Genomic DNA, 14,831 nt, shown 5'->3' on the forward strand with positions numbered 1-14,831 from the left:
GATTATCAGCCCTCACCAATCGGGCTTTTACGGGCAGCCTTACTCTAATGAGAATAGGCTGCTTTTTTATCATGTTATTTTTGTTGACTAATCAACAAAACAGAGTTATCATTTTGTTGACACAGCAACAAAATGTTTTGAGGAGAGAAGTTAAATGTCTATATTTAGATCACAAAATGAAAGGGAAACTGAAAAAAACATAGATAAACATGCTTTACTATTCGGACTTATTTCTGTATTTCTTTGTGGTATAGGTTTCAGTATCATCATGCCTGTAGTTCCATTCTTAGTACAGCCATATATAAGTAATTCAGAAGAACAAGCATTAGTTGTTACACTACTAACTTCCGTATATGCGGCTTGCGTGTTTTTAGCTGCCCCAGTACTCGGAGCTTTAAGCGATAAATATGGGCGTCGTCCATTACTTTTAATATGCTTATTTGGTTCTGCAATTGGGTACTTAGTTTTTGGTATAGGAGGAGCTTTATGGGTACTATTTGCTGGACGCATAATAGAAGGAATAACAGGCGGGAGCATAAGTACTATCTTCGCATATTTTGCAGACATTATTCCAAAAGAGCAGAGAACGAAATACTTTGGATGGGTGAGTGCAGTTGTAGGTGCGGGAACTATCATTGGCCCAACCCTTGGAGGATTACTTGCTAAGTTTGGTGCTACTGTACCTTTGTATTTTGGAGCAATCATAACTTTATTAAATGTTGTATATGGGATGAAATATATGCCTGAGAGTCTTGACAAAAATAATAGGTTGAAAGAGATTACTTTTGTAAGGTTGAATCCTTTTGCACAGCTAGCAAACATACTTTCCATGAAAAATTTAAAATGGTTACTTGTCTCGGCGTTTTTACTTTGGATACCTAACGGATCTTTACAAGCAATTTTTACACAATTTACAATGGATACTTTCAGTTGGAAACCTGCATTAATCGGACTTATGTTTTCAATTTTGGGCTTTCAAGACATTGTTTCACAAAGTTTTATCATGCCAAAGCTTTTAATCAAGCTTAGTGATAAACAAATAGCAATTCTTGGGATGGTTTCGGAGATTATAGGCTACAGTTTTATTGCAGCATCAGCTTTGTTTTCGGTGTATCCACTACTTATCGTCGGAATGTTAATGTTCGGCTTTGGTGATTCAATTTTCGGGCCTTCATTCAACGGGATGCTTTCAAAGTCTGTTAGTTCTAGTGAACAAGGAAGGATTCAAGGTGGAAGCCAATCTATTCAAGCTTTAGCAAGAATGATTGGTCCTATTATTGGAGGGAAAATCTATGTATCGCTTGGTCATGCTGCACCTGCTTTTATGGGTGTGATCCTTATAGTTGCGGCAATAGCAGTTTTGTATAGGGGGACACGTGCAACTGTATAACAGATAGATATAAGAACAAATAATAGGGTGACAGAACTTAGGAATAAGTGCTGACACCCTATTTGTTTACAGTTTGAGGACTAAGAGAAATTCTTTTACTGTTTAGGAATTTATTCTGCAATGCTCTCATGGTAAATGACTAGATAGTTTAATTATGCTTGTGCTGAAGTAAATAATGACTCCATTTTCAATTTGCTCTTCTCTCGAATTTCAGCATCTGCGTGTCTCATAACGTATTTATGCGCTACAGCGATTGCTAAAACATCATCTAATAAGCCAATCCCAATAATAGCAGCTATATCTGGAATGAAATCAATTGCTAATACGTAATAAGATAAAGCGGCTAATATTATGAATTTCGCTTTAGTAGGTAATTCTTTCTTTTTCATTGTGTAGAATAAAATAATACTTTCATATACGCTGGATTTACCGAGGTTTACAGAGCTTTTTTTGAACTTTTTCCAAAGTGTCTGTTTCTCCATATAAACACTCCTTTTACAAAAACATAGATTTTTTAAAAGGATGGACAAAGAAGTGAGAGATTAATCAATTTTATTGTTTTTCTTAATTATATATTTCCATAAAAATAGGGGAATACCTGTTCAAAATAATATAATTTGGATTATGCAACGATTCACAGTGTTCCGTTACATAGTATATATATTGTAAGATGTATGTGGGTGATTTAGTTATTATTATGCATTTTATAAGCGGTATGGGGGAAGGAAAATGAAAATAATAGAACTACCAATTGAATTCGAATTTAATGGGCAAAAACAATGTATTTATCCAAGTTTAATTATAGTACATAATGAATTAACGTTAGTCGATACAGGATATCCAAGCTTTTTACCTTTAATTGAAAATGCAATGTTAAAACATGGATATGAGATGAAAAACTTAAAGAATATAATTATTACCCATTATGATGATGATCATCTAGGGGCTTTATATGATTTCAAATTGAAATATCCTCAAATTAATATTATTGCTAGTGAAATTGAATCTAACTATATTAGTGGTGATATAAAATCAGAGAGGTTAGTTCAAGCTGAAGAAATGTTAGAACGTATGCCAAATGAAGAAAAAGAATTTGGCAAATGGTTTATACAACAGTTAAAAAATATAAAACATATTTCCGTCGATGAAAAAGTACATGATGGTCAAATGATTTTGAATAATGAATGTCAAATAGTAGCGACGCCAGGACATACTTCGGGGCATATTTCATTATATTTTCCGAATTTAGACTGTGTAATTACAGGAGACGCAGCGGTTCAAGAGAATCGAGAGTTAGTTATAGCTAATCCGAATTTTTGTTTAGATATAGAAAAAGCAAAAGAGTCATTAAATAAGATTAAAAGTCTTAAAGCAGCACAGTATTATTGCTATCATGGAGGAAAGCTTACTGTATAAACTAATGAAAACCGGTCTTTCCTAAATCGAAAAGATCGGTTTTTTAGTTCATATATTTTGCGATTTCAACCAAATCAGTAACATTATATTTCGGTAAAATTGAAATATATATGCAAAGAAGAATATATATAATTTGAGCAAGGGTATAGGGGGAAAAGATGGGTTCGTGATTTGATGTAATAGCAAATGTTATTTTATTTTATCCTCGAAATGACATGAAATTGAAACACCATATTGCAAAATTAAGTGAATTTGAGTGGTTTCGAAGGCTACACGAAGATACAAAGTATACAAGATTAATTTGGAGTAATAGAAAAATTAAAAAGTTCATTCTATCTTCTACTAATATGCAAGCATTAATAAAATCTGAGAAAAAACAAAAAGAATTTGTCCATCTAGTACAGGATGAATATAAAAAAAGAAGATAAGAATTTTTTTATTTTTCATATTTAGCGAAACAAATGGTACAATGAAAGCTAATGTGAAAAATAAGGAAAAGAAGTGGTCTATTTGAAAAACTTTTTAGAATTAGGAATTAGTGAAACTTTTAATCATACATTACGTGAAAATGGAATTACAGAAGCAACACCAATTCAAGAGAAGGCAATTCCAGTTATTATGTCAGGTAAAGATATTATTGGGCAGGCGAAAACAGGAACGGGTAAAACGTTAGCATTCGTGTTACCGATTTTAGAAAAAATCGATCCAGAGTGTAGTGATGTTCAGGCTTTAATCGTTGCGCCAACAAGGGAACTAGCCCTGCAAATTACAACTGAAATTAAAAAAATGCTTGTTCAAAGAGAAGATATTAATGTACTAGCGATATATGGCGGGCAAGATGTCGCACAACAGTTGAGAAAATTAAAAGGTAATACACATATTGTTGTAGCGACACCGGGACGATTATTAGATCATATACGCCGTGAAACAATTGATTTAAGTAATCTTTCAACGATTGTATTAGATGAAGCGGATCAAATGCTTTATTTTGGTTTCTTATATGATATTGAAGATATTTTAGATGAGACACCTGGTAGTAAACAAACGATGTTATTCTCAGCAACGATGCCAAAAGATATTAAAAAATTAGCGAAGCGTTATATGGATGAGCCGCAAATGATTCAAGTACAAAGTGAAGAAGTAACGGTAGATACAATTGAACAGCGTGTCATTGAGACGACAGATCGTGCAAAGCCAGATGCACTTCGTTTTGTTATGGATCGTGATCAGCCGTTTTTAGCAGTTATTTTCTGTCGTACAAAGGTTAGAGCAAGTAAGCTTTATGATAATTTAAAAGGACTAGGTTATAATTGTGCTGAACTTCATGGTGATATACCTCAAGCGAAACGTGAAAGAGTTATGAAGAGTTTCCGCGAAGCTAAAATTCAGTACTTAATTGCAACGGATGTAGCAGCTCGTGGACTTGATGTAGATGGTGTAACGCACGTATTTAATTTTGATATCCCTGAAGATGTAGAAAGTTACATTCACCGCATTGGCCGAACAGGACGTGCAGGTGGATCAGGTCTTGCAATTACGTTCGTTGCAGCGAAAGATGAAAAACATTTAGAAGAAATTGAAAAAACGCTTGGTGCACCAATACAAAGAGAAATAATCGAACAACCGAAGATAAAACGTGTAGATGAAAATGGAAAACCGGTACCAAAGCCGGCTCCAAAGAAATCAGGTCAAAATCGTCAAAGAGATAGCCGCGAAGGTTCAAGAAGTGAATCAAGACGTGATTCGAGAAATAGCTCGAGAAGTGATTCAAGAAATAGTTCGAGAAATAGTTCTAGAAATGAAAATAACCGATCATTTAATAAGCCAAGTAATAAAAAAGGTAGTACAAAGCAAGGTCAGCAAAGACGTGGCCGTTAAATAGTTATAATTGTAAAAGAGTCGCAAAATATTGTGGCTCTTTTTTTGTTTGTATACAACAAGGATGATGGCAAGAAAAAACAAAAATTTCATTCACCGCATTTGAAATTTATAAAGGAAATTTTATAGTCCAAAACCAGTAGAGCAAGGGTATTACTACCATGTCGCAATTCAAGAACAAGTGCAACTTATGCATGAAAAATATTTAAGCGGAAAAATCGAGAGAAAGCAATTTGTAACATATTCAAACGGTATGGGAATGTTATGCAGTAGCAAAAGAGAACGGAACTTATTATGTCTATTATTTCGGCAGAACACTTTGGTTGAAAGAAAAGGTATTAAAGTGAGCGAGTATTTTCATTACACGTTCCGCAATTATCGAAAGGGGACAAGAGAAGTTTATGAAGAATTTAACTCGTATTGGGGTACGATCGTTGGAAACTGGAAAAATAATTTGTTCTTTTTGTTCGATGGGGAACTCAAGAGGCACAACTGCCATCCTTATTAGTAAATTGCTTACTATGATGATGAAGGTAATGAAGAATGAAGTTACCAGAAGGGACAGCATGCGAAATAAGAAAAAAGGACTAGCAGTCGTACCTGCCGTCCTTTAATAGGAGAAAAAGTAATCTTGTTTAGAACTACGCATAAACAGAAAATCTGCTTGTAATTAGTTTTACCCTAAATATACGTGTCTATACAAAAAAGGGATAAGTAAAAAATACTTATCCCCGGAAGGGAAATCCCAAGCACCAAAATGGCTCGTATTGGTCTGCAGGTTCAAAAGTAGTATATGTAAAACGAAAAATCTCATACAAAAAGCAGACAACGATTTTGGTTGTCTGCCAGTGAGTTCAATGAGTTAGCTAATTGTGATAATTTGCATCCCCATTGCGAGAAGAGTGAAGCTGCTAGTTCAAACAGCTTGTTGGTATTATTTTCGATTTCTTAAAAAATATACAGAGAAAGCAGATAAGTGAAGAACCTACCTGCTTTTGCAGTAACAAAAGAAAGAGGTATTAGCCGTGGAAACGGCGGCTTGAAAATAGTATGTATTTTTGTTTGAAAAATATTCAAGAGGTGAAGAAACATGGAATGTTTAAAAGGTGTTTGTGAAATTAATCAGCTAATTAGTAAAACAAAATAGTTATTTGGGAGAAAGGGAAAATGAATATGAGATGAATTGAAGCTGTTGAAGAATTATTTGAAGTGATGAAAGAATACTTTTGGAAGGGAACATCTTTAAAGGGTGAAGCTAATGATTTTAATATTGTATCTTGGCTAATTGAAGAAGCGATCCGTAAAACAAAATAAAGATTTCATTTTGTAGCAATGGGGAATAGATATGTGTACTTATTGGGGGAAAGTAGATAGGGCAAGAACCGGAACAAAATAAAAGAGCGGCTAGCAAAAGCTAACTGCTCAATACAAGGAGATACAGAGAAGACTACTTTAAATGAATGTTGGCATACAGCCTACATACAGTATTGACCGAATATTTATTTTAAATTCAATTTATTTAAAGTAAACATCCCAACAGATAAAATGGTTGCGCCTGCTACAGAACCTAGCCAGTCTCTCCAGCCTAATGTATTTAAAGATGCATCTGTTAAATCCGTAATTAAGAAGATAGCAAACATTAATACACCAAATGCTAAGCATCCCCAAAATGTTTGCAAATATTTAATCATTTTCTTTCGGAACTTGCTCATATAAATCACCCTTATTAATAATTTATATTTTTATAAATAAATTATCGCATGTGCGAAAATTAAAAGTGCGAAATATGCAATATTACATATTGGAACTCAACAAAATACTCCATTGATAAATACATAGATTGAACCGAGGGGGAACCGTATCGTATGAATCAATTGTCATTTTTTGAAGTCATCGATGTAAAGGAGATGCGCTGACTTGTGGTGAAGGAGCTGAAAAACTACAAAGTGTTGTGCGTCTGGATGAAGAATCGAGAAAAATAGGATCAAGCGGAGGGCATCGTTCTTTTCCTAAAATGAAAGGTGACGATAAAAAACATGAGATACGTTTTAAACAAATTGAGCGGACATTAAAAAATAAAAATTTATAAAGGAAATAGAAAGTAGGATGTTGTATATACAATAATAGGAAACTTTTTACTAACTAAACATATAATTTTAATAGACCGACAGTCGGTCTATTAGGAAGGAGAACTTGAATGCGAATTGTAAAGGAGTATGAGGAGCGTAGAAAGGAAATTTTAGAAACAGCTGAGCGTTTGTTTTTTACGAAAGGTTATACGAAAACAACCGTGAATGACATTTTAAAAGAAATTGGTATAGCAAAGGGGACGTTTTATTATTATTTTAAGTCGAAGGAGGAAGTAATGGATGAAATCATTATGAGGATTATTAAAGAGGATGTCACTAAGGCGAAAAGGATTGTCTCCAATCCCGATATTCCAGTTTTAGATAAGTTATTTAAAATTTTAATGGAACAATCACCAAAATCAGGAGATGTAAAAGAAAAAATGATTGAACAATTCCATCAACCAAATAATGCAGAAATGCATCAGAAAAGTTTAGTGCAATCCATTATACATTTATCTCCTGTATTAACGGAAGTTTTAGAGCAAGGAATAGAAGAAGGTATATTTTCTACTCCATACCCACAAGAAACAATTGAATTATTACTCTCTTCAGCACAAGTCATATTTGATGATGGTTTATTCCAGTGGAAACCGGAAGAAATGATAAACAGAGCTAAAGCTTATATCAAAATGATGGAAGCATCTGTCGGAGCGAAAGAGGGATATTTTGATTATATGATGGAAGTTTTAATTAAACAGAAATAGTGATTTTCTGTTTGAGTATTATCGACCGGCAGTCGGTCTAGCTAAATGAAGGATGTGATGAGTATGCCAGCAAGTATTCAATCTTCCTTGAAAGATTTTCACTTAATGGTAAGTGGTCAAATTATTACTATTTTAGGTTCAACACTATTACGTTTTGCACTGTCTTTATATGCGCTAGATATCACAGGACGTGCCGATATATTTGCAGGGTTATATGCCGTAACGAGTATCCCGTTTTTGTTAGCTCCTCTTGGCGGAGCGATAGCAGATCGTTCCAACCGCCGTAATGTAATAGTCATTTTGGATTTTATAAACGCTGCTATTGTATTAAGTTTTATAGTTTTGTTATTAACTGAATCGGTATCTATTTTATTGATTGGAACAATTATGTTTTTACTAGCAGTCATTAGTGCAATGTACGCACCAGTTGTAATGGCGAGTATTCCGCAATTAGTTCCAGAGAAAAAGTTAGAACAAGCAAACGGTATCATAAATGGTGTGCAAGCATTATCTAATATAGTTGCTCCTGTATTAGGAGGAATATTATACGGCATAATTGGTTTGAAAATGCTCGTAATAACAAGTTGTCTTGCTTTCTTTTTATCTGCGATTTTAGAAATGTTTATTACAATACCATTTATAAAAAGAATACAGGAAGGCCATATCGTACCTACAATTGTAAAAGATATGAAAGAAGGTTTTCTTTATGTTTTAAAGCAACCTTTTATTTTGAAGGCTATGTTACTAGCCGCTTTATTAAACTTAATTTTGACACCGTTATTTGTTGTTGGAGGACCTATTATGTTACGAGTAACTATGCAGAGTAGCGATACGATGTATGGAATTGGAATGGGATTAATTGATTTTGCAACTATATTAGGTGCATTGTCAATCGGTTTCTTTGCTAAAAAGTTACAGATGAAAACATTATATAATTGGATGCTTATCATAGCTTTATTAGTAATGCCAGTGGCACTATCAGTTACACCGTTTATTCTTAATTTAGGATACTATCCACCATTTATCCTCTTTATACTTTCTTCTCTTCTAATCGCAATGATTATGACAATTGTATCCATCTATGTGATTACTGTAGTCCAAAAGAAAACACCAAATGAAAATCTAGGAAAAGTGATGGCATTTATAACAGCGGTATCTCAATGTATGGCACCAATTGGGCAAGTCGTATATGGTTTTATGTTTGAAGGATTCAGTACGAAAATTTATTTACCTATATTTGCTATTAGTTTCATTATGATAATAATAGCGGTGGTGACGAAGAAAATATTAAGAAATGAAGGGAACTAGCTTCATATGCTTAGAGTATTAGCGAAACCCAACCCTAATCAATTCTTCATCATTTATTTCAATTACGAATCTATATTCTTTGTCTAATAGCCAGTAATAAAAACTGACTGCATCAACGTCAACTAGTGATTGGAATACTTTATCAAGATTTGTACTTACTACAGGGATTTCATAGTTATCCCATATTATAAAAATCTGTTCATCAAAATCTAGTTTGTTTGCTCTAATAAGGGAAATTATTTGTTCTTTGTTCGAAGCTATGAATTGAATATCTATCTGTTCCCAATCTATTCTTCCCGATACAGTTATAGGAAATGAATTCATTAAAATAGTAGCAATCTGCTGGCTTTTTTCTTGGGAGAAAATGAGAGTTTCGTTTCCTAGGGATTCAAGGCATTCACTAAACAAAGGGTTTATGTCATTGTTGTTTTTGGTTTTCAGTGCTCTTAACTTTTGTTGCAATCTCCATTGTCTTGACGATCTATCATCCATTTTTAACATTCCTTATACAATTATTTAAGAATGAGTATAGCATATAAGGGAAGTCTTTATGAAAAGGAACTTTTTAAATATAAATTAAACAAAAGCGTTATTTGAAAAAAGGGCCTTTTAAGGAAAGATAAGAGGCCATCAAAAAATATAACAACATGAGAATTTTATATTATGTATATACAATTTAAAGAGTTAGTGGAAATAATAAAATGTATAAAATTCTTATAAAAAAGCCCTAGGATTAGGGGATCTGGGGCTTCCTCTGTTGGTATATCTCACACGACATTATAAAAAGAAAACAACTTAATGAAGATAACACATGAATGTTTCGTAAATGTATCAAAAAAGTGAACAAAAACGTTATTTTATTAGAAAAGTATGATTGTATGAAAGAAGAGGCGTTAGCAAAAATATACCTTAACGAAATCGGCTTTATTTTTCAGCAAAGTATTCTTCTTAAGTGACTCATGTTGTAAAGGTAGCAGCGAAAACAGAAAGAGTTCTTTTTTTTGCAGACTGAGAAATTGTTAGTGAAATATGGATGGGGAAATATGAACATGATTATTTGAAAGTACGGGAAGAGAAATTGCTAAAATGGCAAGATGTACTTGGATTTTAAAGGGAAAAAACTCCTATTGAATGTAGGAGTTTTTTCTTTGTTTGAAAGTTCAAAAAGATATATAATAATTTTCTGACTATTAAAATGTGGAGGGTAAAAATGAAAACTGAAACGTTACAAACACAAGAAGATATTTTAAAAATGCTTGATTCATTATTAAGACCTGCTGAACCATTTTGGAATGAGTTTTATGAGAATAGAGAAAAGGATGTTCCGTTTTTTGAAAATGTTCCAGATGAGAATCTAGTTTCTTATATACAAAAAGAGAGAGTTTTAAAAGGGAAAATATTAGAACTTGGATGTGGTCCGGGTAGAAATGCAATTTATCTAGCGAATGAAGGATTTGATGTAACAGCAGTGGATTTATCTGTAGAAGGCATTAACTGGGCAAAAGAGAGGGCATTGGCAAAAGGGGTAGAAATTCATTTTATTTGTGATTCAATTTTTAATTTAGAGGTTCAAAACGAATTTGATTTTGTATATGATTCGGGCTGTTTGCATCACATTCCACCGCATAGAAGAATAAATTATGTGGATTTAATTAAAAACTCATTAAAATCGGGTGGTTATTTCGGATTAACATGTTTTGCAGCAGGCGATTTAGATGAGCGAAATGGATCAGAAATAACAGATTGGGACGTATATAGAGAATGGAGTCTACAAGGTGGTCTTGCATACTCGGAAGAAAAGTTAAGAGAGATATTTAAAGAATTTGAGGTAATTGAGATTAGAAGGATGAAACAAATGAAACAACCGAATGAAATGTTTGGAGAATCATTTCTTTGGACAGCATTATTTAAGAAGAAATAATAAAGTAGATAATTGACAAACTCATCGTTTTTATAGACAATATATTCATAGGAATATACGTTCGGTTTTTGAGTGACGTATGTTTTACATAAATACATAACAAGGGGCTGTCTCCATATGAGTAACACAAATCAAAAAATTACTACGTTTTTAATGTTTGAAGGCAAAGCTGAGGAAGCAATGAATTTTTATACGTCGCTATTTGATCAATCAGAAATTGTAAGTATTTCTCGCTACGATGAAAATGGACCTGGTAAAGAGGGAACTGTAATTCATGCAAATTTTACGCTAAATGGCCAAGAGTTTATGTGTATTGATAGTTATGTAAATCATAATTTTACATTCACTCCAGCTATGTCTCTTTATGTAACTTGTGAGACAGAAGAAGAAATTGAAACGGTCTTTCATAAACTAGCGCAGGATGGAGCAATTCTCATGCCTTTAGGTTCTTATCCGTTTAGTAAAAAGTTTGGCTGGTTAAATGATAAGTATGGTGTATCTTGGCAGTTAACTCTTGCTGAATAAAAAAGAAAAAGCATAGCTTATTTGTTTAATGGATTTAGTTAAAAGCTTGAAAAATTAAATAACATAAAAAAGCGTTCCAACTGTCAACAGATTTGGAATGCTTTTTTTGTGGAAATGAGTTGTTTAAAACTTACCAATTCTACGATTATTTTAAATGAATGGAATGGATGTGTATTTTTGTGTCTTTTTAGAATTTTTAGTAATTATTAGTATTCATCTGTTAATATAAATATAGACAACTATGTATGAACTATCAGGCGGGTTAATAGAAAAAGGAAAGCATAAATAGTTAATAAGTTTACACTTAAAATGCAACTAGATCGTTAGGAGGACTAATCGCAATGGATATTACACAACAAAACAGTAATGCATGGGATAAGAAGGTTGAAGAAGGTTCTAGATACACGCAGCCTGTAAGTAGCGAGATTATTGAGAAAAGCAAATCAGGTGAATGGGAGATTACAGTCACTACGGAAAAGTCAGTTCCTAGAGAGTGGTTTCCAAAGTCATTAGATGGATTAAAGATACTTTGCTTAGCGTCAGGTGGTGGACAACAAGCACCTGTTCTAGCTGCTGCTGGAGCAGATGTAACAGTTACTGATATATCTAAGAAGCAATTGGAACAAGATGAAAAGGTAGCAAAACGGGATGGTTTGACTTTAAAAACCGTACAAGGAGATATGTCAGACCTTGGTGATTTTGAGGATGAATATTTTGATATTGTTATAAATCCTATTTCTAATTTGTTTGTAAAAGATGTTCATCTTGTATGGAATGAAGTTTCTAGGGTTTTAAAGAATAAAGGTATTCTTATTGCTGGATTTACAAATCCGTTACTATGGATCTTTGATGATAACCAAGAACAAAAAGGTATTCTTGATGTTAAACATTCAATTCCTTCATCAACATTGGATTATTTACCAGAGGATGAAGTTCAAGATTACATCGATTCAAATCAAACAATAGAATATGCGCATACTTTAGAAGACCAAATCCAAGGCCAAATTGAAGCTGGTTTTGCTATAACAGGTTTTTATGAGGATGATTTTGGTGGGACAAGGATATTAGATAAGCATATTAAAACATTTATTGCGACAAAAGCTATAAAGTTAAAGATGGATTAAGAATTTTTGCTTGTCATACGGGGCGTTAGTCGAAGAATGCTCTTAAAATAGAAAAGGATGGTGCTTTCCATCCTTTTCCTTATGTATTTTGAGTGTCGAAACTATTCTCAAAACAAGTTTTACACTACCAATTGTATAATTAGGTTATGCTTTTATATTAAGAATTTTGCTGACCAAATCTTTTCCCGAGTTTAGCTAACAATTCAGGTTGATCGCTTTGGCTCATTATAACTTCAATAAAGATAAGTTGATTCTTATTAAAAGTTATATTTGTTAAGACTTCTGCTAATTCTGCTTCATTCTCTACTTTAAATGTTAGACTTTTTTCTTCTGATCCAAATACCATTGATAGTTTATTGTAATCCCACATTTGTATATCATTATAAGGTTGGTTTTGGCCGTGAATGGCACGTTCAACAGTGTATCCGTTGTTATTGATTAAAAATATAATCGGTTTTAAATTTTGATCTAGTATAGTTGATAACTCTTGGGCAGTTACTTGGAAAGAACCATCACCAATAATTAAAATGTTGCGCCGTGATAAATTGGCGAGCTGTGTACCAAGTAGAGCGGGCAGTGTATATCCGATAGATCCCCATAACGGTTGTCCTACATATGCAGTGTTATTAGGTAGAGGGATAGCAGCACTACCAAAGAAAGGTGTTCCTTGCTCTACAATTAAGACGTCGTTTTCTTGTAAGAAATGGTACATTTGCTGCCAAAAACGCTTTTGTGTGACCATTTGTGCTTTTGGATTGAACTCTTCAGTAAAAGGTGATGATTCTAAAATAAATGGCTTAACGTCAAGGGTATCTTTATTACGATGCTCAATTGAATCACTTAAATGTTGTAAAACATCCTGCATTACAACTGGACCGTATTTTTTATCTATAATTTTCACAGTGTAGGGATGGATTTCTATAACTTGTTCTTTTGTAAAACCTTGTGTGAAGCCGCCTGTAATAGTATCAGTTAACTTCACACCAATACTAATAATACAATCAGATTCATCAATTCTTTTTCTCAAGTACGGAGAACTTACATCACCAGTATAAATCCCTATAAATTGAGGGTGTTTTTCTGGGAATATTCCTTTTCCCATACTTAACGTCGCGATGGGAAACCCAGTTTTTTCTACAAATTGATGTAAATTTTCTTTAGCGTGAAATCGATCTACTTCAAAATCAGCTAAAATTACAGGTTTTTTGGCATTATTTATTATTGAAGTGGCATGTAGTAGCATTTTATCCAACGCTTCTTTATTACTTAAAATCGGTTTATATAAAATTGGTTCTGTAGGTTTATTAATTGGTTTATTATATACATCAATCGGCAAATTAATATGAACCGGGCGTTTTTCATTCCAACATGCACGTAAAACACGGTCAATTTCCTCAGCAGCATGCTCAGGTTTTACATTTGTTTGTGCCACAGTGATTTCTCGATACATATTGGAAAAGTGATCGAACTTTCCATCTCCTAACGTATGATGGACGATTGCTCCATTTTCCATTACTTTTGTTGGTGGCGTACCCGTGATTTTTATAACTGGCACGTTTTCCGCATATGAGCCAGCAATACCGTTAATAGCGCTTAATTCTCCAACTCCGAAAGTAGTAATAAGAGCAGCGATTCGTTTTATGCGAGCGTACCCATCTGCTGCATATGCAGCATTTAATTCGTTACAATTGCCAATCCACTTTAAATTTTCATGTGCTACCACATCATCTAAAAAAGCAAGATTATAATCACCAGGAACCCCAAATATATGTTCAATTCCTAATTCATGTAGTCTATCCAATAAATATGTACTTACAGTATATTGTTTTTTCAAATGAATCATCTCCTAATTATGCAATGAATGTTTCAATAGACTAAATAAGTTCTAATGCGTTGATTAAAATATTCATTACTAGATTGTGGTATAATTTACATACAGGGGGAAAGTAGATGACACAACATAAAGAAGAACAGATGAATGAGGCATTAGCATTATTTTATTTTGCATATAAAACATTTACTGAAAAGCCAGATGAAATTATAAAAGAATATGGCATTCAACGAGTACATCATCGAATTTTATTTTTTATCGCACGTTTTCCAGGGATAAGTGTAAATGAGTTATTATCACTATTAGAAATAAGTAAACAAGCTCTCCACGGACCGCTACGTCAACTTGTGGAAAAGGGCTTAATTGAGAGTAATGAAGCTATGCATGATAGACGTGTGAAACAGTTGTCTTTAACAGAAAAAGGTACAGATTTAGAGAAAAAACTGAGTGATGTACAAAGACAACAAATGGGTGCTATTTTTTCAAAATTTGGTGAATCATGTGAGGACAATTGGCACCAAGTTATGAATGAAATGGCAAATAGCCGATCAGGTTTTGATGCTTGGATAACGAAACGTGAACTACCAGTCGATCAAAAATAATGA

14 protein-coding genes and 1 pseudogene are annotated in these 14,831 nt (G+C 33.3%); 11 read left to right on the forward strand and 4 right to left on the reverse strand.

The window, feature by feature from the left end:
* The first annotated feature begins 154 nt into the window (after window positions 1–154).
* Window positions 155–1,390 (forward strand): MFS transporter, encoded by a 1,236-nt coding sequence (locus CQ064_RS24650; protein ID WP_000021816.1) that lies wholly within the window; start codon window positions 155–157, stop codon window positions 1,388–1,390.
* Window positions 1,391–1,542: 152 nt separating this feature from the next.
* On the opposite strand, the gene CQ064_RS24655 is transcribed toward CQ064_RS24650, so the two are convergent.
* Window positions 1,543–1,872 carry a YkvA family protein gene (locus tag CQ064_RS24655; RefSeq protein ID WP_000415083.1) on the reverse strand — a complete coding sequence of 110 codons (330 nt, stop codon included), beginning with the start codon at window positions 1,870–1,872 and terminating at the stop codon, window positions 1,543–1,545.
* 247 nt (window positions 1,873–2,119) lie between these two features.
* Here CQ064_RS24655 and CQ064_RS24660 point away from each other — a divergent pair, with 247 nt between their 5' ends.
* From CQ064_RS24660 to CQ064_RS24670, 3 genes are all read left to right on the forward strand, one after another.
* Window positions 2,120–2,806 carry an MBL fold metallo-hydrolase gene (locus CQ064_RS24660; protein ID WP_000691167.1) on the forward strand — a complete coding sequence of 229 codons (687 nt, stop codon included), beginning with the start codon at window positions 2,120–2,122 and terminating at the stop codon, window positions 2,804–2,806.
* A gap of 215 nt (window positions 2,807–3,021) precedes the next feature.
* Entirely contained in the window at window positions 3,022–3,234 is a 213-nt protein-coding gene (locus tag CQ064_RS24665; protein ID WP_003270560.1) for a hypothetical protein, read from the forward strand.
* A 73-nt stretch (window positions 3,235–3,307) separates the two neighbouring features.
* Entirely contained in the window at window positions 3,308–4,684 is a 1,377-nt protein-coding gene (locus tag CQ064_RS24670; protein WP_003270559.1) for a DEAD/DEAH box helicase, read from the forward strand.
* Between the two features lie 1,499 nt (window positions 4,685–6,183).
* Here the strand turns inward: CQ064_RS24670 and CQ064_RS24675 are convergent.
* Complete coding sequence (locus CQ064_RS24675; RefSeq protein WP_000033159.1) at window positions 6,184–6,396, reverse strand: hypothetical protein; 213 nt, start codon at window positions 6,394–6,396, stop codon at window positions 6,184–6,186.
* A 485-nt stretch (window positions 6,397–6,881) separates the two neighbouring features.
* On the opposite strand from CQ064_RS24675, the gene CQ064_RS24680 reads away from it, so the two are divergent.
* Together CQ064_RS24680 and CQ064_RS24685 are read left to right on the forward strand one after the other, a co-directional pair.
* Entirely contained in the window at window positions 6,882–7,517 is a 636-nt protein-coding gene (locus CQ064_RS24680; protein WP_001223565.1) for a TetR/AcrR family transcriptional regulator, read from the forward strand.
* Between the two features lie 63 nt (window positions 7,518–7,580).
* On the forward strand, window positions 7,581–8,825 hold the full coding sequence (locus CQ064_RS24685; protein ID WP_001111709.1) for an MFS transporter: 1,245 nt from the start codon (window positions 7,581–7,583) through the stop codon (window positions 8,823–8,825).
* Between the two features lie 18 nt (window positions 8,826–8,843).
* Here CQ064_RS24685 and CQ064_RS24690 read toward each other — a convergent pair whose 3' ends face one another.
* Window positions 8,844–9,317: a CDI toxin immunity protein gene (locus tag CQ064_RS24690; protein WP_000342734.1), complete on the reverse strand. Its 474-nt coding sequence runs from the start codon at window positions 9,315–9,317 to the stop codon at window positions 8,844–8,846.
* 460 nt (window positions 9,318–9,777) lie between these two features.
* Between CQ064_RS24690 and CQ064_RS24695 the strand changes: the two are divergent.
* From CQ064_RS24695 to CQ064_RS24710, 4 genes and pseudogenes are all read left to right on the forward strand, one after another.
* Window positions 9,778–9,936: pseudogene (locus CQ064_RS24695) on the forward strand (ABC transporter ATP-binding protein); the annotation flags it as partial.
* 99 nt (window positions 9,937–10,035) lie between these two features.
* A complete protein-coding gene (locus CQ064_RS24700; RefSeq protein ID WP_000846304.1) occupies window positions 10,036–10,746 on the forward strand; it encodes a class I SAM-dependent methyltransferase in 711 nt (236 codons plus the stop codon).
* A 117-nt stretch (window positions 10,747–10,863) separates the two neighbouring features.
* Window positions 10,864–11,271, forward strand: a complete 408-nt coding sequence (locus CQ064_RS24705) for a VOC family protein (RefSeq protein ID WP_000072482.1) — start codon at window positions 10,864–10,866, stop codon at window positions 11,269–11,271.
* A 341-nt stretch (window positions 11,272–11,612) separates the two neighbouring features.
* The gene (locus CQ064_RS24710; RefSeq protein WP_000355672.1) at window positions 11,613–12,395 is read left to right on the forward strand and encodes a class I SAM-dependent methyltransferase; all 783 of its coding nucleotides are present in this window, start codon (window positions 11,613–11,615) and stop codon (window positions 12,393–12,395) included.
* A gap of 157 nt (window positions 12,396–12,552) precedes the next feature.
* Here CQ064_RS24710 and CQ064_RS24715 read toward each other — a convergent pair whose 3' ends face one another.
* Window positions 12,553–14,238, reverse strand: a complete 1,686-nt coding sequence (locus CQ064_RS24715) for an alpha-keto acid decarboxylase family protein (protein WP_003270568.1) — start codon at window positions 14,236–14,238, stop codon at window positions 12,553–12,555.
* Window positions 14,239–14,345: 107 nt separating this feature from the next.
* On the opposite strand from CQ064_RS24715, the gene CQ064_RS24720 reads away from it, so the two are divergent.
* Window positions 14,346–14,828: a MarR family winged helix-turn-helix transcriptional regulator gene (locus CQ064_RS24720; RefSeq protein WP_000191889.1), complete on the forward strand. Its 483-nt coding sequence runs from the start codon at window positions 14,346–14,348 to the stop codon at window positions 14,826–14,828.
* The last annotated feature ends 3 nt before the right edge of the window (window positions 14,829–14,831 follow it).

Source organism: Bacillus sp. MYb78, assembly GCF_002975115.1.
Taxonomy (GTDB): Bacteria; Bacillota; Bacilli; order Bacillales; family Bacillaceae_G; genus Bacillus_A; species Bacillus_A cereus.